Annotated in this window: 20 protein-coding genes and 1 pseudogene; 10 read left to right on the plus strand and 11 right to left on the minus strand. The window is 70.0% G+C overall.

What is annotated here, in order from left to right:
• Positions 1–86 precede the first annotated feature (86 nt).
• The 8 genes from AB5J55_RS44280 (at position 87) to AB5J55_RS44315 (ending at position 5,305) form a co-directional block, all read left to right on the plus strand.
• A complete protein-coding gene (locus tag AB5J55_RS44280) occupies positions 87–950 on the plus strand; it encodes a radical SAM protein (RefSeq protein ID WP_369276008.1) in 864 nt (287 codons plus the stop codon).
• 20 nt (positions 951–970) lie between these two features.
• Positions 971–2,110: a protein-L-isoaspartate(D-aspartate) O-methyltransferase gene (locus tag AB5J55_RS44285; protein WP_369276009.1), complete on the plus strand. Its 1,140-nt coding sequence runs from the start codon at positions 971–973 to the stop codon at positions 2,108–2,110.
• Between the two features lie 73 nt (positions 2,111–2,183).
• On the plus strand, positions 2,184–2,366 hold the full coding sequence (locus AB5J55_RS44290; protein ID WP_369276010.1) for a hypothetical protein: 183 nt from the start codon (positions 2,184–2,186) through the stop codon (positions 2,364–2,366).
• A 95-nt stretch (positions 2,367–2,461) separates the two neighbouring features.
• Complete coding sequence (locus tag AB5J55_RS44295) at positions 2,462–3,334, plus strand: GNAT family N-acetyltransferase (protein WP_369276011.1); 873 nt, start codon at positions 2,462–2,464, stop codon at positions 3,332–3,334.
• Between the two features lie 261 nt (positions 3,335–3,595).
• Complete coding sequence (locus AB5J55_RS44300) at positions 3,596–3,964, plus strand: hypothetical protein (RefSeq protein WP_369276012.1); 369 nt, start codon at positions 3,596–3,598, stop codon at positions 3,962–3,964.
• A 442-nt stretch (positions 3,965–4,406) separates the two neighbouring features.
• Entirely contained in the window at positions 4,407–4,664 is a 258-nt protein-coding gene (locus AB5J55_RS44305; RefSeq protein ID WP_369276013.1) for a hypothetical protein, read from the plus strand.
• A 27-nt stretch (positions 4,665–4,691) separates the two neighbouring features.
• Positions 4,692–4,973: a hypothetical protein gene (locus AB5J55_RS44310; RefSeq protein WP_369276014.1), complete on the plus strand. Its 282-nt coding sequence runs from the start codon at positions 4,692–4,694 to the stop codon at positions 4,971–4,973.
• Positions 4,970–5,305 carry a hypothetical protein gene (locus AB5J55_RS44315; RefSeq protein ID WP_369276015.1) on the plus strand — a complete coding sequence of 112 codons (336 nt, stop codon included), beginning with the start codon at positions 4,970–4,972 and terminating at the stop codon, positions 5,303–5,305. Before AB5J55_RS44310 ends, AB5J55_RS44315 begins: the two co-directional genes overlap by 4 nt.
• A gap of 211 nt (positions 5,306–5,516) precedes the next feature.
• Here AB5J55_RS44315 and AB5J55_RS44320 read toward each other — a convergent pair.
• The 10 genes and pseudogenes from AB5J55_RS44320 to AB5J55_RS44365 all read right to left on the minus strand — a co-directional run.
• Positions 5,517–5,606, minus strand: a pseudogene (locus tag AB5J55_RS44320) (IS5/IS1182 family transposase); the annotation flags it as partial.
• A gap of 390 nt (positions 5,607–5,996) precedes the next feature.
• The gene (locus AB5J55_RS44325) at positions 5,997–6,890 is read right to left on the minus strand and encodes a replication-relaxation family protein (RefSeq protein WP_369276485.1); all 894 of its coding nucleotides are present in this window, start codon (positions 6,888–6,890) and stop codon (positions 5,997–5,999) included.
• 17 nt (positions 6,891–6,907) lie between these two features.
• Positions 6,908–9,538, minus strand: coding sequence for an ATP/GTP-binding protein (locus AB5J55_RS44330; RefSeq protein WP_369276016.1), 2,631 nt, complete (start codon positions 9,536–9,538; stop codon positions 6,908–6,910).
• Positions 9,514–9,924: a hypothetical protein gene (locus tag AB5J55_RS44335; RefSeq protein ID WP_369276017.1), complete on the minus strand. Its 411-nt coding sequence runs from the start codon at positions 9,922–9,924 to the stop codon at positions 9,514–9,516. The genes AB5J55_RS44330 and AB5J55_RS44335 overlap by 25 nt, the downstream gene beginning before the upstream one ends.
• 233 nt (positions 9,925–10,157) lie before the next feature.
• The gene (locus AB5J55_RS44340) at positions 10,158–14,117 is read right to left on the minus strand and encodes a C40 family peptidase (protein ID WP_369276018.1); all 3,960 of its coding nucleotides are present in this window, start codon (positions 14,115–14,117) and stop codon (positions 10,158–10,160) included.
• A 1-nt stretch (position 14,118) separates the two neighbouring features.
• Positions 14,119–14,469, minus strand: coding sequence for a hypothetical protein (locus AB5J55_RS44345; protein WP_369276019.1), 351 nt, complete (start codon positions 14,467–14,469; stop codon positions 14,119–14,121).
• Positions 14,466–17,147, minus strand: coding sequence for an ATP-binding protein (locus tag AB5J55_RS44350; protein ID WP_369276020.1), 2,682 nt, complete (start codon positions 17,145–17,147; stop codon positions 14,466–14,468). The genes AB5J55_RS44345 and AB5J55_RS44350 overlap by 4 nt, the downstream gene beginning before the upstream one ends.
• A complete protein-coding gene (locus AB5J55_RS44355) occupies positions 17,144–17,716 on the minus strand; it encodes a hypothetical protein (RefSeq protein WP_369276021.1) in 573 nt (190 codons plus the stop codon). Before AB5J55_RS44355 ends, AB5J55_RS44350 begins: the two co-directional genes overlap by 4 nt.
• A complete protein-coding gene (locus AB5J55_RS44360; RefSeq protein ID WP_369276022.1) occupies positions 17,713–18,054 on the minus strand; it encodes a hypothetical protein in 342 nt (113 codons plus the stop codon). The genes AB5J55_RS44355 and AB5J55_RS44360 overlap by 4 nt, the downstream gene beginning before the upstream one ends.
• Positions 18,051–18,986 carry a conjugal transfer protein gene (locus AB5J55_RS44365; RefSeq protein ID WP_369276023.1) on the minus strand — a complete coding sequence of 312 codons (936 nt, stop codon included), beginning with the start codon at positions 18,984–18,986 and terminating at the stop codon, positions 18,051–18,053. Before AB5J55_RS44365 ends, AB5J55_RS44360 begins: the two co-directional genes overlap by 4 nt.
• Positions 18,987–19,693: 707 nt before the next feature.
• Here AB5J55_RS44365 and AB5J55_RS44370 point away from each other — a divergent pair.
• Together AB5J55_RS44370 and AB5J55_RS44375 are read left to right on the plus strand one after the other, a co-directional pair.
• Positions 19,694–21,112 (plus strand): hypothetical protein, encoded by a 1,419-nt coding sequence (locus AB5J55_RS44370; RefSeq protein ID WP_369276024.1) that lies wholly within the window; start codon positions 19,694–19,696, stop codon positions 21,110–21,112.
• Positions 21,109–22,560 carry a hypothetical protein gene (locus tag AB5J55_RS44375; RefSeq protein ID WP_369276025.1) on the plus strand — a complete coding sequence of 484 codons (1,452 nt, stop codon included), beginning with the start codon at positions 21,109–21,111 and terminating at the stop codon, positions 22,558–22,560. Before AB5J55_RS44370 ends, AB5J55_RS44375 begins: the two co-directional genes overlap by 4 nt.
• A 176-nt stretch (positions 22,561–22,736) precedes the next feature.
• Here the strand turns inward: AB5J55_RS44375 and AB5J55_RS44380 are convergent, their stop codons facing one another.
• Positions 22,737–23,333 (minus strand): hypothetical protein, encoded by a 597-nt coding sequence (locus AB5J55_RS44380; RefSeq protein ID WP_369276026.1) that lies wholly within the window; start codon positions 23,331–23,333, stop codon positions 22,737–22,739.
• Positions 23,334–23,545: the final 212 nt, after the last annotated feature.

The raw sequence follows: 23,545 nt of genomic DNA on the forward strand, positions 1-23,545 counted from the left end.
CCGACTCAAGTCCCCCCACGGACCACGTCCCTCCCCGAGCTGGGCCCTCAACCACCCGAAAGCCCCGAAACCAAAGGAGGCGCATCATGACGATTGCTCCCGAGGCTCCCGCAACACCCGTCGTTCCCGCCTTCCTGGAGCTGGAGATTACCGGCCAGTGTCAGCTCACCTGCCCCGCGCTGTGCTACGCCAACGCCGGCCCCACCGAGGGGCACGGCAGCATGAGTGGCGACGACTGGATGCGGCTCATGGCCGAGGCCGCCGTGATCGGCGTGAAAAAGGTGCAGTTCATCGGAGGCGAGCCGACCCTGCACCCGCAGTTCGAGGCCCTCGTGAACCATGCACTGGCCTGCGGACTCGACGTGCAGGTCTACAGCAACCTGTATCGCGTCCGGCGACAGCACTGGTGGCTGTTCGAGCGCCCGAAGGTATCCCTGGCGACGTCGTACTACAGCGATGTGGCCCAGGAGCACGAGCGGGTGACCGGCCGACAGGGTTCGCACGCAGCGACCCGCGCGAACATCGTCCAAGCCGTGCAGCGCCGCATCCCGCTCCAGGTCGGCATAGTCGAGGTGTTCGAAGGGCAGCGCACGGCCGCAGCCCGCCAGGAACTGCTCGCTCTCGGCGTCCGAACGGTGAACGTCGACCGGGTCCGCAGTGTCGGCCGGGGCGAGATTCATGTCCCCAGCAGGGCGGATCTGTGCGGCCGCTGCGCGGACGGGCGGGCCGCCGTCATGACCGACGGCACTGTCACCCCGTGCGTGCTGGGCCGCTTCCTCCCCACGGGGAACGCGAAATCTGACGGGCTCGTGACGGTCTTCTTCGGCCAGCGGTGGGCGGACACCGCGGCCAGCATCCCCCGCCGGCCCGCGTCGGCGGATGGCTGCACTCCGGCCGACTCCAACGACTGCGACCCTGCCAACACCGAAGCCTGCGACCCTGCTTACTGACGAACAGAAACGGACAAGCGATGAACTGGGTGCAGCACGCCAAGCGCCTGGCGGACGAGGTCGCACGGCCGGAGTCCCGATGGCACTCGGCCGTGGCCGCAGTACCGCGGCACAAGTTCGTGCCGCGCTGGTGGGAGAGCACCGGTGACGGCATCTGGGTCCTGCGCGATGGCCATAGCGACCCAGAGGCCTGGCTTGAGGCCGCATACGCCAACCAGACGTTGGTGACCCGCGTCGACGCGTGCCACGCCGACCGCACTCTGCCTGAGGACGCAGGCATTGCCATCAGCGGGACGCCGACTTCGTCGTCGACGCTGCCGGGCCTGGTCGTGCAGATGTACCGGCACGCGATGATCGCCGACGACTCCACGGTGCTGGTCACTACCGGGACGGGTTACGGCACCGCCCTGGCCTGTGCCCGGCTTGGCGGTGATCAGGTCACCAGCATCGACGTGGACACCGTCCTGGTGAACATGGCGAAGGACCGGCTCGCGCTGCACGGGTACCGGCCGCAGATGGCCGTGTGCGATATCACCAGGGAACTGCCCGGCACCTTCGACCGCATCGTCGCCACCGTGTCGGTCCGGCCGGTGCCGGCCTCCTGGCTGTCTGCTCTGGAGCCCGGCGGGCGGCTGGTCACGACGATCGCCGGAACCGGGCTCATACTGACCGCCGACAAAACCAAGGACGGCGGCGCCACCGGCCGAATCGAGTGGGACCGGGCCGGATTCATGGCGACCCGGCACAGCGGCGACTACGACCACCAGGCGGACGAGGTCTGGCCGCAGGCCAAGGAGGCGGACGGGGAAGAGGTCACCACCAGCCGGTACCCCCTGCTGTACCCGCCGGACTCGTGGGACGTCATGTCGATGCTCGCCCTGTACGAGCCCGGCGTCATCTACCGGCGCCAACAACACGGCGACGAGCGCACCGTGTGGCTGCTGCACCCCGACGGGTCATGGGCCCGCGCCACAGCCACCGGCTTCCTCGACTCACCGACCGTGCACCAGGGCGGCACGCGACGGCTGTGGACCACGCTGGAACGCATCCGCAACCGCCTCAACCGTGAGGGATCCCTCCCCGCATACGGCGCCCGCGTCACCATCACCCCCGACGGCGTGACCACCCTGAAGCGCGGTTCCTGGACGTTCACGCTCTAGACCAGCCGTACCCCCAGTGTGGACATGACACCTCAACCACCTCTCCCGCAAGCCCGAAGACGGCACCCCAGGCATGCCACTCGCCGGGGCACCCGCTGCCGGACTCCCGACCCAGAGCGGCGGCCTGCCGTACCTGACGCGGCCCGTCCTCGCGCCGGTCGAGCCGGTGACCAACGTCATCGGCATCGCCGACATGGACACCGTCATGGACAGCGCGAAGTGCTCGTGCGCGGCCGGCGACGACAACCCGCACTGACCTGATCTGCGCCCTGCCCCGGTCGTGAAGACACAGGCCCCGGCACGTTCGTGCCGGGACCTGCGGCTCCTGGCCGACGTGAGTAGCGTGCGGCCATGCGCTTCTCCTGGGACCTGATTCAGCCCGTGATGCCCGTTCCGTACGTGCCGACCCTCGGTCCTGTTCGCCAGGACGACCCAGTGCACGACCTCTTCGAGGCCGTCGTCGAGACCGCCGCGACAGACCGCTTCCTGCCCTACGACAAGGACCAGCGATGGTTCGAGACGAAGACCGAACGCGTCATGGCGGACGCCATCGAGCACGACAGGCACCTGACGCTGATCCCTACGCTTGCTGAGCGCGCCGGGGGAGTCGTCAAGGTGCACGTGTACGGGTCGACGCCGGACAGTCTGTCGGCTGGCGCCGACCTGGCTCGCAAGCTCGCCGCCGCCCATGGCGCCCGGCAGGCCCGCATCGTATGGTTCCTCGGCCCCGACCAGCCCGAGGAGTACGCCCGGGGCGTCGGGACTCGAGTCCAGCTCAAGGACTTCACCCACGGCCCCGGACAGGCCCCGGGCGCCCGGGGCCTGGAGTACAAGGAACTGCCTGAGCCCGACCGGTTCGAGATCTTCGCGGACCTGATGGCGGAAGACGGCTTCGCGTTCCTCTACGGCCAGATGCAGGCCGGGACCGTCGGCCCGGTGCTCGTCGTCCTCGACGAAGGCACCGTGGCTGGCGCCATCGGCCCGATGGAGACCATGAACGACGCCGCCGGCCGGTCCCGGCTGCTGCCCCAGTACTTCGGCGTACGCCCGGACTACCGCGGCCTCGGCTACGGTCGCACGCTGTGGCGTGCGGCCATGCACTGGGGGCACCAGCACGGCGCCGCCTATCAGCTTCTCCAGACCGAAGTCGGCGGCGCCTCCGATCAGCTGTGCGCGACCGAGGGCCTTACATCGCTGGGGTTCGTCAACCAGAAGCCCGTGTAAGCCACTGGTGATCGCAGACCGATGACCACTCACGCCGTATGCCTGGGCGTCGCCGGGGCGACCGCGACCGTCGTGTCTGTCGGCCAGACCGTGACCGACGGCCCGCTACTTCGGGCAGTGGTGGAACGCCACCAAGAAGCGGCCGCCGCATCGATGGCACCACCGAGGTCACCACAGGCTGCCAACGCCTGTATCGCGTATCGCGGCGCGGGTCGCCGCCGCATGGTCGTAGGGCGTGGTTCGGGAAGCGACACTGGGGTCATGGGTGTGCAGTCTCCGTCGTTTCCAGTGCCGAACGCGTTTGAGCTGCTGTGTGCGCAGTACGAGCACAGGCTGCCCGCACGTCTGGAAGATTTGGCCGGTCCCTCGCATGGGACGGTCGACCTCCCGTTGCATGTGGCGTGGTCTGGACGGCGTTCGTATGACGTGGAGCAGCCCAAGTCACGGATGGGCCTGTACAGAACAGTCCTCGCCGAGGGGCAGCGCGAAGATCTGATCGACTCCCTGAACCGGGAGCTGCTGATCAAGCAGTGGCCTGTGCTGCGAAGGCTGATCAGCAGCCCTATCCGGCTTGTGTGGGAAGCAGCCTTCCCTGAGCTCGCAGCCGCCAGGACCGCGACCGCTGCATGAATCTGACCCACCTGCATCGTCGGCTGCTGACCGACGTGCTCGCCATCGGTGCGCCTTTCCGACGACGTCTAGCGACTTCGTACACGGTTACTGACTTTGTTGGCGTGATGTCGTGGCTGACAAGTGGTGGCTGCCTCGGTAGCTGGCTATATGAGGTATCCACAAGGGGGCTGACCGCGGAGCGTCGGGCGTAGCGAGCAGATCCGCATGCAGGCGGCTGCGTGATTCGCCCTGGGAGACGACAACGCCTCCGTCGCCAGGCAGTTAACGGGGCATCTGGTCACTGCTGCGACGGGCGCCTCAGCTCCGTGCTGGTGAGTACAGCGGCGGGCACCTCGGTCGCCTGCAGGATCAAGTGTGTCCCAGAGTGCCGTAATGGCTACTTATGCAAGCAGCTAAAAGCAGCTTTCTTGAGTAGCGCTCAGTAGAGTATGGTTGGGGTATGGTCACGGACACCGAACTCATCGCGCGGGCTGCACTCGCCTACCTGCGAACCGTCGGCGCGGCCGAACCAGATCTCACTCGGTCGCGTGTGGTCACCGGACCGACCGGCACGCGGTACGCCGCCCTGGCCAGCTCCTCCGGCGTCCCGCTCATTGTCTACCGGTTCGACCCCTCCGGCGGTCAGCTCCGCGCACTCAAGGGCGTCCCTGAACCCGTACGCAGCGCCTACGCCGCACCCGACACGGCAGCAGCCTGACCCGCCCCGCGAAGGGAAGCGCCACTCATGACCGCTCAGTCCGTACACCCCGCACCCGACCCCGGCCGCATCCCCCGCACGCAGGACGCCGTTGCCGCTGCCCTACCGCCTGCACAACGCATGGAGTTCTACCGGCAGATGGGCGAAGCCACAGACGATACGATCGGTGCCGTCCTGCGTCGATGGTGGACCCTCGTCCAGGTCGCATCCGACCCGGCCACCGCCCGCACCGCCGCCGCCGTCAAGTCTGGAACCGCACCCGGACGCGGCGCCGCCGCCGTCCTGCGCGAGCGGCAGGAGAACCGTTGACCCACGACGGCCCTCAGTATGACTACAGCGGCTCCGACGACGAAGACCCGCTTATCCTTTCCCCGGCCATGCAGCAGGCCATCGGCCCCAAGGCGCCGGTTGGCCTCTTCAATGCCGTGAGCGTCGCCATGGCCGCACTGATCGAGGCGCTGGAACTCGGCATCATGCCGCCCGACGCGATGCCTATTCCCGGCGTCCCTGGCGCCTACCTGCACCCCGTGCCGAACGACTTCGGCATGATCGAATACCACGACACCCAGACCCCCAAGGGGCGACCGGCGTACTACCTCGCGCGCATCGTCAGCCCCGAGGACTTCCTGAACGATTTCTGACCTTGCTCCTGGTAGGCGGTGGGCGTTGACGGTGCCGACGGTGGCGCGACCTACGACGCCGCCACCCCGGCAGCCGTGGGGCATGTCCCTTGTAGTGGTGTAACCGCGTCGGTGGATCCCCTTGATCCTGCACACCTGGAGACTGGGACGCGTGAGCCCTGGGAAAGCAGTGCCAGGTGTGAAGTAAATACACGGGGAGTAGCTGATCATTTCAGAATGAGGTGCGGAGTCGTCTCAAACAGATGATGCTGCAGGCGCGTTGGAGTAGTCCGAGGTGGAGGTCGGCGCGTATTGCGTAGCGGGCCCCGTCCTGGGAACGCGGCGCTCGTTGCCGCGCAGCGCGGCGGGGACCACGGTCGCGGTGGTCCCGCTGTTCTTCATGCTGCCGCGGACGGTGAGGTATCCGGCTGGGTCCCGCTCGGCGGACGTGAGTGTGAGAGACAGGCCGTTCGGTCCATGGAGTTCAGCCAGTGGCAAGTCGGTCCGTTCCTGGTGCGTGGCTGAGCTCTCGCTGACTGCATCGGTAGCCACGGTTCGGTCCTGCCGCGCACCGCTGTCTGAGCATCCGACCGCTCCGAGGGTGAGCCCTGTTGTGATCGTTAGCGCGGTCAGGTGTCTGCCGCGCACCGCGTGTATCCGTATGGTCATTCGATGTCGTCCTTTCGGTGAATGATGTCTGGAAGCAGCCGTGTCACAGCTCGGTCCACGGCCGCGAAACACCGCCAGCCAGACGGACCCAGACGTCACCTGTGGGTCCCTGGTCTTCGAGGTCTTCCAAGACGGCCGCGCCCATGGGTACTTGCCGGACCAGCGTGCCCACGAGCGGGTGCTCCGTCACCATGGCCTGCAGGTCGCTGATCCGGTTGCCCAGGACATACCGGGAGGCCCCGGTCAGCACGACCAGCACTCGGGGAAAAACGGGATACCAGCGCAGCCACACCGGCCCAACCCCGGCGGGCTGCCGCGTGCGTGGCCGGCCGACAGGCTGGGGTTCGTATGACCACAACCGCGCGTACTCGATCAGCTTGGAGGCGAGCCGTTCGCTGCCCATGGTCGCCCGGTCGACCTCAATGAACGCCCGCAGCTTCGTCCGTTCCTCTGCCTCGATGAGGGTGTAGTGCATCACCGCGTCCGTGATGATCCTCTCGCCGTCACTGAGCGGGTGGGAAACCTCTGGCGTCCAGTCCAGGTGGCCGTGCTCGTCGCCGCGGCGGCGGGCGTCCGCGACGAACGCGAGGTGGGTGCGGACCACGGTCAGGGTGTGCGGTGTCTTCAGCGAGGCAGCTGTGGTCGAGTTGATCGGGTACGGGGGCCGTCCCCGCAGGGCGGGGAAGTCGCGGGTCAGTCGTGCGCCATCGCTCGTCAGGTACCAGGCGCGAGACCGGTTGGACGCGGGAAGGACTGCATAGTCCACTAGGCCGTCGCGGCGCAGCTTGTTCAGCGGAGCGGAGACGGTCTGCCGCGCTGCGCCGGGCCGCAGTAGTTGGTGGAGCTGGTGCGTGGTCGCCATCCGGTGCTGACCGAGCACGGCCAGGAGCTGATGCGGCAGCGGCTCGATGGGGCTCGGCGTACGGCCGGACGGCATGGTCTCGAAGGTGGTGGTCACTGGTATCCCTTCTTGCGCAGGTGGACTGCCGGTTGGGCTTCGGGGGTGTGGTGTGCGAGGAACCTGCTCAGGCGGGTGAGCTGGTGATCCGCCCGGTCAGCGAGCTGATTCAGCGGCGCGCTGCCGGCTGTGGCCCGGGCGGCGTGCTCCAGCGCCCCCGCCCGGCCCGGGCGGGCGTAGTCGGCGAAAACGTCGTCCAGATGGGGGCCGGAGATTCGGACGGGGCCGACTCGACGGCCCTCGACGGTCATCGACATGAAGTGCTCGAACCGGTCCAGGGTGGCGACGACATCCGGGCTCGGACTCTCGCCCCACTCTGCCGTGATCGGGGCAACCGCTGACTGCGAGCCTGCGGTCGAGGCAAGAGTGGAGGCGTTCTGTACCAGCGAAAGCCGCACCGGGATGGGAAGGCGGGCCAGCAGCTGGGTCATGCCGTGGACGTGGACCTTGTACTTGCGGAAGTCCTCGAACATCGACGCGATGGTTTCCGGGGCGGCCCCTGTGAGGGTGATCAGCTCGTCGAAGTAGGGGCGGAACGGGACCCGCTGGTCTTCCGCGGTGTCCCTGCGCGAGCGCACGGCCCGCAGAAGGTCGCGGGCGAGGAGTGCGGTGATGAGCCGGTCGGTGGGCCCGTTCCCGCCCGGACACACCCACACGATCATCCGTGAGTCCATCGCGGCGCGGATGTTGTAGACGCCGGCCCCCTGGCCGAGGAAGGCTCGGGTGACGGGGTTCGCTGCCAGGCGGGCGATCGGGTTGAGGACCACGGCGAACGCGTCGGCGGGCAGCGCCGGGAACACCGTCTGCCACCACGAGCGGGTCTCCTCATCCAGGCGCTCCTCGATGGCGGTGAGGGCCGCCGCACGGAAGACCGGGTCGGTGAGGAGCGGGCGCAGGTGGAAGACAGTGGCCTGGTCCTGCGGCCGTTCGGCCTGGCAGGCGGCCTCGTTGACGGCCACCAGCACTGCCAGGGCGGCGGTCAGGATGGTGAGTGCCCGGGGCGCGGTGGCGTCGTCCCAGCCGAGTACGGACGCGTAGGCGTCGGCGGTCGCCTCGACGACCTCGTGGGCCACCTGGCCCTGGTGCATGCCGATCGGATTCCAGCAGCTGAGCTGAGGTGCAGGCCCGCCCGCGTTCAGGTCGATCAAGGCGATCCGTGGCATCAGATGGTCATGGGCGAGGAAGGGCAGGGCGCGCGGCCAGGAGTCGCGGTGCGGGTCGACGAACATGAGCCCGCCGCCTGCGTGGGCCCAGCCAATCGCCTGGGCGAGAGCCCGTTCCGTTTTGCCGCCGCCCGCTTTGCCGACCCCCACCTCGAACAAGGTCTCGTTGGCGTAGGTGGCGACCAGGCGACGGCGGCCGTCCGGGGCCCGGTAGATGCCCTGCAGCAACAGGCCGGGGTTCCCGTGCTCGAACGTCGGCAGATCGCCGGCGAGCAGGGGCAGGCGGCAGTGCACGGTGGGCGGCTTGAGCAGCCCGGTCAGTTCCTCCAGCCGGACCCAGTTCGCCCGGGGTGGCTGGCAGTGCCCCAGTTTCCAGCGGCGCTCGAAGCCCCGCCGGCTGGGCCAGCGGTCCGCCCCGAACCGCCACGGGCCGATATTCCAGCCCCGCATCGCCCAGCGGGAGCCGCCACCGAACACATCCAGCGCGGCCTGGAGTTGAGCCAGCCGCGCTTCGGCGCGACCTGACGTGTTCGACGCGCACGTCACCAGCAGCTGCACCCGCACGAGGTGGTCGTCCTCGGCGAGCTTGCCCAGGGCCTCTTGGGGGTCCACGCGGCGCGGTACCGGCGGCATGACCAGCCTCCGCCCGCCTCCGCCCCCGCCTTGCTTGCTTGCGACCAGTTGCTGCAGTTGCCAGGTCCACGAGTCCTCGATGCCGGTGGCGTCCTGCCGCACCCACCGGGCGGCCCGCTGGGCTTCACGCCGCTCCGCACGGCGCGCATTGCCCATCAGCTGCACACGGCGCGCCCGCAGCGCCCACTTGGGGGCACGCTGGATATCGAGGCGTATCTCGGCGAGATCCCCCAGCTCGGCACGCAGGTCCGAAACGGCGTCGATCAGCGGCTGCAACGGGTCCGGGGTCAGCGGGACCTCACGCAGGGGCGCGGTCGGTTTGCCGCGCAGGATGAACTCCGCCCGCACCACATGGTCACGGGGCTTGTCCACGGTGGGTCGGGCCCGGGTCACGGTGACAGCCGGACCGAACGGTGTGATCGACAGCAGGCGTTCGCCGCCGGCGGGGCCTTCGATGCGGTAGCGCAGCGGGCTGGAGCCGTCGGCGCGCAGCCGGATCTGCACTGCCTTGGACCGGCGCGGGGCCCACCACGGCATGGAAGTTGAGGCCCGGGCGAGCTGAACACCCCGGCGGAAGATCTCCTCCAGACCGGGATCGAAGTGCCTGGACGGGACGAGCTCCAATGCCATCCGCTCGGCCGAGGCCTTCCGGGCCAGACGACGCATCACCGCCTCGCCTGCCGCCCAGACGGCGACGACAGCCAGGGCCATCACCCACGAGTAGGTGAGCACCCATGCGGCGGCGTGAACGATGCCCGAGACGAGGCCGAGTAGCTGGCTGGATGGCGGTGCGGAGGCTTGGCCGGTCAGGTACGGGGCTGCGGGGTCCACGTGGACGCTCCCTTCCTTGAGGTGGTGCGGGTGAAGTGCCAGTCGGTGATGCGCAGGTCGGTGAAGGTGCCGCCGCGGTCGGTCCCGGCCCACACCAGATGGACCACCGCCTTGTCCGCACTGCCGTCACGGCGGGCGATCGCGGCCTGGACACGGAAGCGGGCAGCGGCGAACGCCGGAGCCACCCCTTCGCCCAAGCCGGAGAAGACGGCGGGCCACTGTGCACGGCCGATACCGGTGGCGTCTGCCCGTAGCAGCGCCCGGCCGGCAGCAAGCAACTCCTTCTCCTCGGCGGCGGGAAGGTCGGCGGGCCAGGCCGCCTCCAGGCTCTGCTGGACAGCCCGGTCGCCGACCGTGCCCTCGCCGTGCGGCGGCAGAGCGGACATGAGGGCTGACGGTGCCGATGCGGCGGGAGCCGCCGAGCGAGCCGGCTCCAGAGCCGTCTTGTTGTTGGGAGGTGGCGATGCTGCAGATGCCGGGCCCGTGGTCGCGTGCGCGGTCGTCGACGTCTGAGGGGCCGTTGGCGCGTTCCCGCGTGGCAGGCCGATGAGGGCGATGCCCACGATGGCGAGGACAGCCGTACTGACGAGCAACAGCTGGGGTGAGCGTGGGGTGGTGGTCACAGCAGCCGTGCCCCTCCCGCGTAGCCGGACATCGCGTTGACCGAGTCGAGGCGCACCACGGTGCCCGGGCGAGGGGCGTTGACCATCTGTCCGCCGCCCACGTAGATCCCGACGTGGTAGATCGTGGAATCGCGTCCGGGGGCGTAGGCGTAGAAGACGAGGTCGCCCGCCCTGAGGGCGCCGGCGCCGAGGCTTGCGGGGATGCGCCGGCCGACCCCGGCCTGCGCTGCCGCGGTCCGCGGCAGCTGAATGCCGACCTTGGCGTAGGCATAGGTGGTCAGCCCCGAGCAGTCGAAGCCCTTGATCGTCGTGCCGCTCTTTCCGCTGGGGGAGCAGCAGATCCCGTAGGACGTGCCTTTGGCGTTGCCGCCGCCCCACGAGTACGGTTCTCCCCGCTGGGAGAGTGCCGCCTCGAGGACTGTGCGGACCTTGCCTGTGGCGTTTTTCAGATCCGGGTCCTGGGCGGCTGCCGTGTACTGGTCGATCCACCCGAGCACGTTGACGACGTACTCGTCGGAGCGGGTGTACTGGAAGATCGCGGCCTTGAGCTGGGTCCGCTTGGCCAGGTCGCGGCCGTTGCCGCACAGGTAGATCGCGGCACCGAGTGCTGCGTCGTCGGCGTTGTGCGGGTCCGCTCTCTTGCCGCCGCTCGCGTCCTTGCCGACGCCTTCCCAGGTGGAGGGCAGGAACTGGAACGGGCCGACGGCACGCTCTCCGTTTGCGGTGCCGTCCCAGCGGCCGTTGTCGGTGTCCGGGAAGACGGTGGTGTTGCCGCCGGCGCCGGAGCCGTTGAGGAGCACCCCGTAGATCTTCGGGCGTATGTCCCCGCCCCCTGCGACGTTCCGGCCGATGGCGTGATTGGACTCCACCTTGGCGATCCCGGCGAGGACCGGCCAGCGCATCCCCCGGCACTTCGGCACATGCTTCACAACCTGTTGGGCGGCCTTGCGGTAGGCGGTGAGCATGCGCGGCGGTATGTCGGCGGCTGTGCCGCCCTCTGCGATCCCACCGTCTCCAGCGCCGGGTACACCCGTCTTCAATGCTACGTAGGCGCTGATCGCGTTCCCTACCGGTGCGGCGCAGCACACGGCTGCGAACAGCAGCAGCACGACTGCACATCCCCAGCGGCCTATGCGGCGACGGGCGTGCCTCATGCGCTGCCACCGCCCTCGTCCGGTGCCCCACCCGGACCCTCGCTGTGCCGCTGCCACCAGTCCCAGAAGTCGGCGTCTGCGGGGTCCGGGTTGTCCGGGTCCGGGTCGTAGGGATGTCGGTCGTCGGGGGGCTGCGCGCGCGCCGCCTGCTGGCGCAGTCGCTCGGCTGCGGGCTCGGTACGCCGCTTGAGTTCCTCGAACCGGGCGCCCGCCTGGGCACGTGTGCTGCTGCTCGCGCCGCCCGCCTCCGGCCAGTACCGGCCCGGCCGGGCTCGCCGGACGCCGGGACGGACCGCCTCCCAACCGGGTCGGGGACGCCGGTGGTGCGGCGTGCGCAGGGGTGCTGCCTGCGGCCGACGACGTGGGTGGGTCGGATCGTGTAGAGGACGCCAGCATCGTGCGGGCCGGGGCACTGGAGGACCCGGTCGGCCCGGAACCCGGTGTCGGGCGGGTGGGCAGGCGACGGCTGACGGCACGGGACACCTGACCGCCAGTCTCGGCCCAGACCCGGCCGTCCTCGCGGAGGGTGTTGCCCCACACCCGTACCTGCTGCCGTGCGTCGTGCGCGTAGCGCGAGCCGCCGGCCCGGGCCCGGCGGAGGTTGGCCGGCAGACCGGCCGTCGCCCCGTAGGCGGTGCGGCCCCCGCGGTTCAGGATGCGGTAGCCGCGCAAGCGCACCAGACGGTTGTGGGCGCGGGTGGACAGCAGGGTGCGGTCGGTGTTCTGGTCGTGCAGTACCTCGCTGGTGTTCTGATCGACGATCCGGCCCTCGTCGTCGCGGTAACGGTCGGGAGGGCCTCCGGGCCGCCGCGGTCCTCCACCGACGCCCCCGTCCAAGGGGCCACCCTCGCCGGGGTCGGCGTCGGCGGTGGGCTTCCGCCACTTCGCCAGCTGGTTCCTGTCGGGCCTGCGGCCGATCAGCAGCCAGTGCGCGCCTTTTGCGCCGAGCCGCGCGCCGAGTCCGCCCACGGCGGCCGCGGCGGTGAGCGGGGCCAGACCGCGTCCGGCTTCCGCGGTGGCATCGGCAAGGACGCCTGCGGTGTCGACCGGCATGCCCGCCCCGTCGGTCAGGGAGGCGAGTGCGCCCATCAGCCGCTGCCGGGTGCCGAGCAGCCCGAACCGGCCGCCGCCCCCACCGGTAAAGGCGCGCAGCCCGCCGCCGTAACCTCCCCTCGCTGCAGGGGAGTTCATGGCGAGGGCGGCGCCGAGCTCGGAGGTGTCGCCGGGCATGTGGGTGCCGCCGACCTTGGCGTAGCGCATCCGCATCGCCATGCGGTGGCCGAAGGACGTGATCCCGATCAGCAGGCGGCGGTGCCCGGCAGCGCCGGCGATGGCCAGGACGTCGATGAGCAGGATCCGCTCGACCATCAGGTCGGGTCCGTCGGTGATGGTGGCGTCGACGGCGATGCCGAAGAACGGCACGAAGGCGCAGATCCCGACCACGGCCAGGATGGCGATGCCCCAGATCGACAGCCACTTCCAAACCGACTGGCGGGCGGGCCCGGGCAGCATGCCCGCGACGAAGGTGACGCCCCCGACGGCCGCCGCTGCGGCGCAGACGCCCTGGGTGCCCAGCAGCACGATGGCGCTGGACAGCAGCATGCCGCAGATGAACAGCGCGGCGATCAGCAGCAGTCCGGCGCCGCCCACCCGCCACCAGGTGGGCTTCTCCGCGTGGGCGGCACACGCCTTGCCGACGTCGCCGGCCTTCTTCATGTCCTCGAGGAAGTAGTAGAACTCGCGGTCTTCGTCGGTGACGATCGCGTTGGAAGCGTCCAGCAGTTCGCCGCCAGGAGTGAGGGCCGGCAGGCCGTCTCCGCCTTCGTCAGGGTCGGTATCGCCTGCCTGGTCGCGTTCGCAGTACTGTTTGGCCGGGCCTTTGACCAGGCTGCAGGCGTCCTTTCCTTCCTCGGTGACACGGGCGTTGCCCGCCTTGTAGCCGCCGATGACCCATTTCAGGTGGACGGCGTAGGCCTTGAGGTCGGACTTCTTGGCGGGGTCGAGGATGCGCCCGTACTGCAGCAGCATGTACGGCTTCACGATCAACGCGTTGGTGACCGAATCCTGGAGGGGGCGGGCCACATCAGTTGAGGAGACCGGTTCCGCGTCTTCCCGTTCCAGGCACTTGATCTCGGCGTTGCCCGCCAGGCCGGCGCATGGGTCCAGGCTGGCGAGTTTGCCGCCCCAGTCGTAGGAGTTGACGCTCTGCTGCGCCACCTCGGCGGCGACCTGCTGTGACTGCCCCAGCGGCCCGTTGGGGCCGAGCAGGGTGTCGGGGCGGATAAGGGCCGAGGCGGCGAGCGCCCCGATGAGGAGGGTCAGGGACATTTCGCCGAGGCCGCGGCCGACTCGCCCGCGCACGATCATGAATCCGGTGAAGACGAACGCCCACGCGAGCAGCAGACCCTTCAGCCCGAGGGTGTCGACCACGACGTTGTCGTAGGTGTCGGCGACCTTCTGCGCGGGGCGGACAAGGATTTTTAGCAGGGGGAAGCGGAAGGCCATCTCGATTGCCCACCCGGCCAGGCCGACCAGTAGCCGGATCAGCGTGAACAGCCCCGACAGGGCGAAGGCCAGGGCCTGCGTCTTGAAGGCGACGATGGATCCGCCCTGGGCATTCAGCTCGTACCCGTTGATCGGCACGCCCTCGGACGAGTAGATGTTCAGCGGCGCGAGGAGGTCACCGGTCTCGCTGTTGCTGCCAGCCGCGTACACGACCTGGCTGTTCACCATGACGAACACGCCGGTGAGCAGCACGACGAAGCCGGCTGAGCGAAGTGTTGCGCGATCTGGGCGGAGCATGTCAGCGCCGTCCTCGCCCTGCCGGCCGGGACCGGCGCCAGATGGCGAGCGCGCCGAGGGCCGCCGTTGCAGGAACAAGCCGCCACACGGCGCGGTCATCACGGGCCTGCGCAGTGTGGGTGGTTGTCGTGTCGCGCTCGCAGTAGTCCTTGGCCGGGCCCACGATCAGCTCGCACGGATCGTCGTGCCGGTCACCGGTCGCAGCGAACGCTGCTCCGGTCCGCGGCCACCATGCCTCGGGCAGGCTGACCATGAACGTCATCAGCACAAGCCCCACCGCGACGGCGGTGCCTGTGATGATGCTGGCGGCCGCGGCGAGGCGCCGTGAGCGGCTGGGGGAGAAGGCTTTCATCGAAGGTCCTCCGGATGGTCACCAACACCAGTACTGGCGAGCGGCGCGGACGAGGGCGTCGTGGTCCGGTGGCCCGGGGTGGTGGTGATGGACGAAGCGATGCGGGCGATGCGGGGGATGACGACCTTGATGCGGCCGGTGTTCTGCCGGGGCCCGGTGATCAGGAACTCGCCTTCGCGGCCCTTGCGGCCGACGGGGGACAGACCGGTGGTCACCAGCCGCAGCAGCTCGCCGTCGTGCGGGTCGAGGCCCACGAACTCAAGACCGCGGCGGGCGCGTTCACGATCCGCGGTGCGGGCGAGCCCGCGGTAGGCCATCAGGCCGCGGTCGGGACCGAGTTCGTCAGCGTCGTGGGAGGCAGCCAGGAGTCCGGCGCCGTGCTTGCGGCCGTCGTGGAGGATCTCGTGGATCAGCGCGGTGCCCTCGGCGGACGAGGTCAGCCAGTACAGCTCGTCCGCGACCACGGCGGTGAACCGGTTCGGGTCCTCGAACGCGGTCTGCCTGGCGATCGCGGCGATCAGGTAGAGCACCGCGCGGCCGATCAGTGCCTCCAGCGGCTGCTGCTGCAGGACCTCCGGGTTGTCGAACGCGGCCTTCGGCGGCAGCTTCAGACCCGCTGTCGTGATCACGATCATGTCGGAGGTGCTGGACGCATCCAGGTGCACCGGCGGCAGCGCGGGGTCGAACACCATCCGCGCCAGGGAGTTGGTGGCGACCACGCGGACGAGACCGGCGAGGGTGGCACACGCGTCCTGCCGCTTTCCCGCCTCGCTCCTGGCCATCTCCTCGAGGACCTGGAGCATGCGGTGCATGGATGGCTGCGGGCTGGCGGCGGCCTGTTCGACGGCGTGGTGGAGGACTTCGCCGTTCGTGCTCATCGGCCCGATCCCGAGCTGCAGGGTGAGGTAGGACAGGGCGTAGTGGCGGCCCTCAGGTCCGTCGAACATGCGCAGCGGGTCGATGGAGACTTCGGCCTGGGCGGCGTCGATGATCTGGACGCGGCCCTCGGCCGCGGTGCGGGCGAAGGTGGCCCACTCGCGTACGGGGGTGCGGTCGATGCAGATGGCGCAGCCTCCGCGCGCCCAGACCGCTTCCGCGATCAGTTTCTGCAGGACGCTTTTGCCCGCGCCGAGATCGCCGACGATGCCCATGGATGCGGACGCGTCGACCTTGGGCGCGTCCGCCACGTTGATCATGACGGGGCGGGTGGTGCCGCTGTCCAGGTCGATGCCGAGGAACATGCCGTTCGGGTCGCCGACCTCCGAGGCGGTGAAGGCCCCGCTCAATGCCCAGTCTTCTGAGATCTGGTGCTGGGTGAACTCCCGTACAACACCCGGGCGTACGGTGCCGGGCAGGCCGAGCGTGAACAGGGCCTCTTGCAGGCCGGCCGGGCGCACGGCCCGGTAGTCGGCGCCACCCAGCAGTGCCGCCAACGCGCGGGCCCGGGCGTCGCACACGGCGGCGGTCGGCCCCCACACCGTCAGCACGGTCACGGACTGCACCTCGACCTCCACGCTGGTGCGCGACAGGCGGGCGTCCAGCTCGCCCAGGTCGCGGGCGGCGTCGGTCAGGGAGGCAGGCATGCCGGTGGGGCGGGCGTCGTACTGGTCGGCCTGGTCGATGAGTTCGTTCTTCTTGCGGCGCACCTGGTCGCGCGCCTTCTCCGCCGGGACGAGGGTGAGGTCGACGGTGTAGTCGACGGGGAAGTCGAGAGTTTCCAGCTGGGCGAAAAGATCGGCGGCGTCCTGACTGACCGCGGGCGGACACTCGGCCAAAGCGAGCTGCGCCTGGTAGCCCACCCCGGCGTCGGATTCGACCTGCAGCCAGCGCCGCCCGAGCGGCGAGCCGCTGTTCACCCGCCACCACGCCTTCCGCCCGGACCGCGTGATCCGGCCGGAGCTCTTGAGGTCGTCGACGTCGTCCAGGTCGGGGTCGATGCCGCCTTCCTGCAGGCGTACTTGGCCGAGGTCGGCGTAACTGGGGGAGCGCAGCACACCGTCACGCAGCTGCCCGCCGTACAGGCCGCTGCTCTCGGCCTCCGTCAGCAGGGGCTCTGCCAGGCCGCGGTGGAGGGCGTGCTGGATCATCCACACGATTTCCGCCGGGCGGGCCGGGCGAAAGGCGATGCCGCCGGCGAGCGCGGCCTCCACCCGGGAGGCCTGCTCGCGGTGGGCGGTCACCTCCCGCTGTGCCACCGGCGCCGGCCGCATGCCGAGCATCGGAGACATCTCCGCCCACACCGCGCCGAGGGACGCCGATACCTGAAGGCCACCTGTCTCGGCCTGGAGCGGCACCGCCAGCCACAGGGTGCGGTGGTGCATCTCCTGGTCGTCCAGCAGATCCAGGGTCGCCTCGACGTTCTCCACCCACGGGTGCCGACCCGCGCCCGGTGCCGTGTCGGCCGGCTCGATGCCCTCGATCATCCGCAGGGCGATCTCGCCGGGGTCGACCTGCGCACACAGCCCGAACAGCCGCGGCGCCCCAGAAAGCGACCGCACCAAATGTGTGATCTTGGCGAGCTGTTCGTCACGGACCGCGGCGGGCACATAGGTGCCCTGAACGGCCTCCTCGTGCTGCCCTTGCGCGTCCGGGCCCGGGTGCAGGCGGTAGACGGCCCACACGCTGCCGTGCGTCGACCAAACCAGGTGCCCGGCGATGTGACGGATCGGAACTCTCACCGCACACCCCCGCCCTGCTCGGCGAGCGCGAGCAGCTGCTGAACACCCGACACCGGCCCCACCGGCGCCGCGGGAGCAGTCGGCTCCTTGCGGTGCCGCGTGGCCGAGCGGCTGGAGTCCGGGTTCGGGTGCGGCGCCCGGTCGCGCACCGCGGGGGACGGTTCGGCGGCCGTAGCGAAGACGGGCGCGTCCTCGATCGTGAAGCCGCCGATCAGCGGGTGGGGAGCGCGGTCGCGGGCGGCACGCCCGCCGATCCGCCCTCCCTGGGGCTGCCAGAGGAGCAGCATCCAGCCCAGCGCCGCCTGCAGCGGGGCGCGGCCCCGGATCTTCGGACGGCGGACCGCCCAGATCGCCAGCAGCCAGGCCGCGATCGGGATCGGCCCCATCCACGACCACCAGCTGATCGTCTTGATCAGAAGGAAGCCGCCACCGACGGCAACCGCGATCTGCGCAGGCGTGTACGGGCCGAGCGGGATCTTCCAGTCCGCGACCTTTCCCAGCACCCAGGGATGGCGACGGGCGGCGGTGTAGAAGCGCCCCACCCGGCCAGCGGCCGCCGCGGCGCTCACAGCCAGCCCCCGGCACCAGTGGAGTGCTCTCGTACGACAGGGTCAGAACCATGCACGATGCCGGGGACAGCGGGCGCGCCCTTGGCAGGGTTCTTGACCTCGTCCTCGAACATGTCCGCCAGGTCCTCGCGGGAGTTGTACAACCCCAGCGCGATGATCATCAGCAGCAAGGCGCCGATCCCGGCCTTGAGGCTGAACTTCTGGATCATGATGACGACGACGAGCACGAGCAGACCGGCCTGCAGACCCTTGGTCGCCCAGTCCTTGAACATGTTGATCCAGCTGTCGCCAAGGTCGTCCAACTGACCGGCGAGGATCACGCTGTTCACCGTGTTCACCGGGCACCCCCGTCCAGGGCCGTCCCGGACTCAAGCGCCGAGACTTCCCAGCGCCCCGAGCGGGCCGTGAGCGCAAGCTCGTACGCCAGCGGCCACCGCCCGCCGGTGTCCCGGGCTTCCACCTGTGCGAGGACACGGACCTTCGTGCCGTCGGCCGGCACCTGTTCCGATGCCGCGGCCTCCTCGACGGCGGACACCTGCTGCACCGTGACCGACGTGTAGGGGGCGGGGGATACCGGCGACAGGCTCACGCCGGGGGCCAGGTAGCGGTGCACCTCTCCGGCACCAGTCAGGTAGGCGGCGAGGAACTCCCCGACGGCCGCCGACAGATCACCCTCCGGGACACTCACGCCGTACGACGACTTCGGCACCTCGGCCCGGACAGGGCCGGCCACCACACCGGGCGCACCGGTCACGGCGAACGAGGCGCCCGCGCGACCGGCGGCCACCGGCACGGCGTAGTACCGCACCGCTCCGTCGCTGTATTGCGCAGCCACCGTCACCGACCAAGCGCCGTCCGCGCGCTGCGCACTGCGCACCGCCGTCACGGACTGAGGCGTCGACTGCGCATCCGCGGCAGGGTCGGGTAGTTCGACGTCCGGCGCCATCGAGTGCGCAAGCCGCGCCTGCGCACTCGAGGCGTCATCCGCGCTGCTGCGCAGCCACGCGTGCACGAACAGCTGCGCATAGCCGACCGGATCGGCGGCCACCGCCGTGGTGCGCACGGCGGCGGTGGGCTTGGACGGGGTGGCCGCCTCGACCGTGGTCGGAGTGGAGGTGATGGTGAGGCCCAAAGCGATCGGGCCGGCCGCGATGACGGTCCAGACCGCCAGACGCGACAGACGCACGCGGCGCCGCATCGCCTCCAGCCGGGCGCCTGCCGCCATCGGAGCAGCGGCCTCGCGTTCCGAGGCCTGCTTGCCAGGAGACATGGTCAAACTCCCAGGTCAGAAGGAATGTTTCTGACCTTGAGAAAACCCGCGGGCCCCGACCCGACCGCCGACCACGAACCCCCGACCACGGTCACGATGGGGACACGAAGTCCATGGTCGGGGTCATGGTCGGCCCGACCACAGGCCCGACCACGGGTCAGCCGAGAGTTGGAACCGGCGCATCCTGTCCGCCACAAGCCCACGGCCGGCGACTGCTGCGGTTGCCTTCCTGCCGCACTGCGCCGGACCCGCACGCCAGTGCGCAGACGGTCGCCGCCAGGGGCCGCGGCAGAGCCTGCGCAGTGCGGCGCCCGAACCTGTGCACGAGAAGATCAGGAAGCCTCGGGCGGACTGCGCAACCGCTCAGCGCCACCCGACTGCGCACGATCCTCGACCGGTTGCGCAGCCTCGCTGTGCAACCGCCCGTCTGGCGATGCGCAATCGGGCGGCACACCACGTACAGGCCACAGCTGAGGGCGCGTGGTCGCCCCGACCATGAGCCCGACCACGGCAGCTAGTCGACTCCCGTTGCCGGATCGTGACCGATGGTCGGGGCTGGTGGCCGTCAGCCTGGTCGGGGTCGGCGAGTGAGCTGACGGCATGGAACAGATGCACGCCTCCATGCCCAGGACCACCGGCCGCCCCACGTCGGCGAGCCGGGTGCGCCACCGTGGCCACCGGGCGCGGCCGGCGGCGGGGGCACGGAGGTGAGCCGCTTCGGGGCGGGGATCCGCCGGGGCGTGATGGCGGCCGATCAGTTCACCCAGGTTGCCAACGCGCTGTTCCGTGACTCCCAGTTGTCGTTCAAAGCGAAGGGGATCTTCGGGTACGTCAGTACGCACACCAACGGCTGGCAGGTGACGATCGCCGACCTCGTCCGCCTGGGTCCGGACGGACGGGAAGCGGTCCGCGCCGGGCTGAAAGAGCTGGAAGCGCACGGCTACCTGATCCGTGAGCGCCTGCGTCGCCCGGACGGCACCCTCGGCGAGATCGTCTACTGCATCACCGACCGTCCGGCCACCCTGGACATCGCGCTGCTTGAAGCCGACTTGGTGATCGCGGCCCCGGAGGCCGGGCACGGGAGCGGGTTCGGGGCGGGGATCCGTCGGGGCGTGATGGCGGCCGATCAGTTCACCCAGATCGCCAACGGCCTGTTCCGCACCACCGCGTTGTCCTACAAGGCCAAGGGACTGTTCGGACTGCTCTCCACGCACCGGGAGGGCTGGCGGATGACCGTCACCGATCTCGCCCTCCGTGGCCGTGACGGTGAGTCAGCCGTCAAGAGCGGGCTGAAGGAACTGGAGAAGCACGGCTTCCTCGTCCGGGAACGCGAGCGCGGCGAGGACGGCACCCTCGGCGCGGCCGCGTACTTCATCACCGACCTACCCGCCCTGCAAAACAGCAGGTCACAACCAGAGTCGGGTTTTCCACCAGTGGATGACCCTACGTTGGCTGATCGGCCCACTAAGAACACCAACAGAAAGAAGACCACTCAGCAGAACACCAGACCCCTCCCTCCCCGCGCCCGCGCGGTGCGAGCGCGCGGCGAAGCGCCGCCGGCACCACGGACGGCACCGGCGCCCGCGGACCTCGAACCAGGCGTCCGCCTGCTGCTGGCGATCGGCGCACAGCGCCCCGAGCTGCTGCTGACCGACCAGGTCCTCGCCGAGCAGGGGCGCACCGTCACCGCGATGCTGGACGCCAGCTGGACGCGCGAGCAGCTTCAGCACGTCATCAGCGACCGCCCTCTGCCGAGCCCGGTCCGCACCACCGTCGGCGCGATCATCGCCGCCCGGCTCCGCGCCGCCCAGGCCTACCCGCCGCCCGCCACCGTGGCCAGCCGCCACGACACGCCCGCGTGGGAGGACCCGCCCCCGCGCTCAACCACCTCCTCCGCCGCGCGCACGGTGAGCGAGGCCCTGACCTACCGGGCCCTCGTGGAATGCGCCGGCTGCGGCGTACCCGGAACCGCCCCCGGCGAGGACCTGTGCCCGGCCTGCCTCGGCTGGCCGCCATGCCGCACCTGCCCGGGGCCGACTCCCCGCCGCGCCCACCCCGACGGCGACGGCCGCTGCACCACGTGCGCCTCCACGTTCATCGACCACCTGGAAGGAAGCACCCCGTGACACAGACGCTCCACACACCGTCGCAGACCGCGGCCGCGCACCACCAACACCCCTTCACCTGCCACCCGGGCCGGTGGGAGAAGGAAAGCACCCGCGCCCTGCGCACCGGCCACGTCCGCGACAGCACGTGCTCGGCCGCGTGCCAGCCCGTCCTCGTACACGAACGCACCTCGTGGGGCTGGCTCGCCTGGACTGTCCCCAGCGACGGCACGCTGCCCGAGGTCCCCCAGCAGATCGGGGTGCTCACGCCTGCCGCGACCCGCGCCCAGCGCCTCGCGCTGCGGTGGCTGATCAGGCGCCCCGCCCAGCGCATCGCTCTCGCCACCGTCCCCGGTTCCTTGCGCTTCTCCGCCGCTGCCGTTGCGCTCATCAGCGTGATCGTCGGGCTGTTCGCCATGCGCCACGGCGTCCCCATCGACGTCGCACTGCCGGCGATGCTGCTCGCTCCGCTCCTCGCCGAGCACCTGCCCGGCCGGCTGGACGCCCGGGCCGACGAGCACGTCCGCAAGGTCGAAGGCGTCAACGCCTGCCGCTACCTACAGCGCCTCGCCACCCTGCACACCTTGCTCGTCCAGGCCGCCGCAGGCAGCGACCGCTACGAACTGCGCCGCTCGGCCGAGGTCGGCCACAACCTGCTGTGGGACGCCGCTGGCCTGCTCCAGACCCAAGACACCCGCTCGGCCTCCGAGGGCCTGATCACCCGTGAACGGCTGATGCTCCAACTCGCCGACCAAGTCGCGCAGATCATCGAGCGCACCGCACGCGAGGACGCCGCATCCGATGCGGACCAGCCCCGCGTGCCGGGGCGGCCACTGGGCCCGTACCCGCCGGGCTTCCGCCAGACGACACCTGGCCCCACGCCCAGCACATCACCGCTGAAGGGAAACGTCCTCATGCCCCAGCCCCAGCCCGAGTCCAGCCAAGCCGCCCGCACCCCGGACGTCTACCTGCTGTTCGCGCACGAGCCGTACTACCCGGGCCCCGGCACCCAGGAGATCAACACCACTGTGGTCGCCGCTGGCTCCCTGCGGCACCCGCAGGTGCGCCAGCCCGACGGAGTCCGGATCCACGACCTTCTCGTCCAGGGACGGCAGCCGGGCGAGATCATCCCGCTGGCCACCCTCACCCACGAACTGAACGGCGGCGCCGACTGGCCAAAGATCGGCGACTGGGAGGGTGTCACCACCGACCTGGTGCAGCTCGTCCACGCAGGGCGGTGCGACGCTCTGAGCCTCGGTCTGCCCGAGATAGCGCGCGCCCTCCTGTGCACGGGGCCACACGGTCAGGTCCGCGCGTATGACGCCGCAGCCGACGACTTCGTCATCTACGGCTCTGCGGAACGCGCCGTGGTCCTGGACGAAGTCGGCATGTTCCTCACCGGTGTTGCGACCGAGCGACCCTTCTGGCCAGGGGACAGCCTCCTGCCCCCGCTGGACCGGCGTGCCTGAGGAAAAGCCCGGCTGCTATCGACGGGAACTGACGATGTTCGGATACGTATCGCGCGCCGTCTGGGCAGATCTGCGGCGCCTACTGCATCGGCTCGCCCACCGATGCATGGGCAGCCTGCCTGACGCGTGAAAACCGACGCCCCAGGTCATGTACCTGGGGCGTCGCATGAGCCCGCCTATCGCTCGCGCAACCGGCTCAGCGGGAGGGGCCGACATTCGCCCCCGCTGCGGTCACGGAGGATGCTGACGTCGCCGAGTTCTTGCCGCAGTTCCTCCTCCCGCTCTTGGGCGTACGCGTACCGCTCGGGCAGGGTTTCCAGAAGGTGCTTCCACTGGCGCTGGCCCGCGCGCACGCACGTGCCCCCGCAGTTGTTGTGGGAGAAGCCGAGCTCATACAGGCGGGGCGGTGAGACACCCAGAGCCCGCGCCTCGTCCAGGAGTTCTTCCTTGGTCCGGAGCGGCTCCCACTTCCCGCACAGCGGGAAGCGCGTGACCCACGGCTTCCAGTTGCGGGCGATCGCCGGGATCCGTGCCCGATCGCGCTTTGTGTTCTCGATCCCGACGTACACGAGCGTGTCGGTGGGGTCGGCGTGCTGGTCCATCCACTCCCGGCACGGCACCTGTTTGAGCAGACGGGTGCAGGGGGCCAGCCGGTCGTTGCCGAGGAACCGAACGTCGTGGAACACCTCCCAAGGGGTGCGCCCATCGGCGACCTTCGTCAGCGGCACGCCGAGAAGCCTGCTGGTGTCGTCGGCGAACCTCCACAGATCCACGATTATCTAGAGGTGTCAAGTGTTGAGCATGATCAGAGCATTTTAGGGTCCTCTGGGACGTGAGGCACGTTGCTGAACTCCCGGTTCGCCGAGCCGAGGCCCCCGCGGCTCGATACTGTCTCCGTAGGGGCGTAGGGCTGCTTGGGGGAGTGAGGAACATCGGAGCGAAAGCCTTCGCTTGCACTCTCCGTAACGATCTGCCCAGATGGCGG

It is taken from the genome of Streptomyces sp. R11, from assembly GCF_041051905.1.
In the GTDB taxonomy this organism is placed as follows: domain Bacteria; phylum Actinomycetota; class Actinomycetes; order Streptomycetales; family Streptomycetaceae; genus Streptomyces.

Coding starts and splice junctions, on each gene's coding strand:
- AB5J55_RS44340 (WP_369276018.1), bottom strand. CDS start 14,117: ATGCTCCGCCCAGATCGCGCAACACTTCGCTCAGCCGGCTTCGTCGTG.
- AB5J55_RS44285 (WP_369276009.1), top strand. CDS start 971: ATGAACTGGGTGCAGCACGCCAAGCGCCTGGCGGACGAGGTCGCACGG.
- AB5J55_RS44295 (WP_369276011.1), top strand. CDS start 2,462: ATGCGCTTCTCCTGGGACCTGATTCAGCCCGTGATGCCCGTTCCGTAC.
- AB5J55_RS44280 (WP_369276008.1), top strand. CDS start 87: ATGACGATTGCTCCCGAGGCTCCCGCAACACCCGTCGTTCCCGCCTTC.
- AB5J55_RS44305 (WP_369276013.1), top strand. CDS start 4,407: ATGGTCACGGACACCGAACTCATCGCGCGGGCTGCACTCGCCTACCTG.
- AB5J55_RS44300 (WP_369276012.1), top strand. CDS start 3,596: ATGGGTGTGCAGTCTCCGTCGTTTCCAGTGCCGAACGCGTTTGAGCTG.
- AB5J55_RS44325 (WP_369276485.1), bottom strand. CDS start 6,890: ATGCCGTCCGGCCGTACGCCGAGCCCCATCGAGCCGCTGCCGCATCAG.
- AB5J55_RS44345 (WP_369276019.1), bottom strand. CDS start 14,469: ATGAAAGCCTTCTCCCCCAGCCGCTCACGGCGCCTCGCCGCGGCCGCC.
- AB5J55_RS44335 (WP_369276017.1), bottom strand. CDS start 9,924: ATGTCCGCTCTGCCGCCGCACGGCGAGGGCACGGTCGGCGACCGGGCT.
- AB5J55_RS44290 (WP_369276010.1), top strand. CDS start 2,184: ATGCCACTCGCCGGGGCACCCGCTGCCGGACTCCCGACCCAGAGCGGC.
- AB5J55_RS44365 (WP_369276023.1), bottom strand. CDS start 18,986: ATGTCTCCTGGCAAGCAGGCCTCGGAACGCGAGGCCGCTGCTCCGATG.
- AB5J55_RS44310 (WP_369276014.1), top strand. CDS start 4,692: ATGACCGCTCAGTCCGTACACCCCGCACCCGACCCCGGCCGCATCCCC.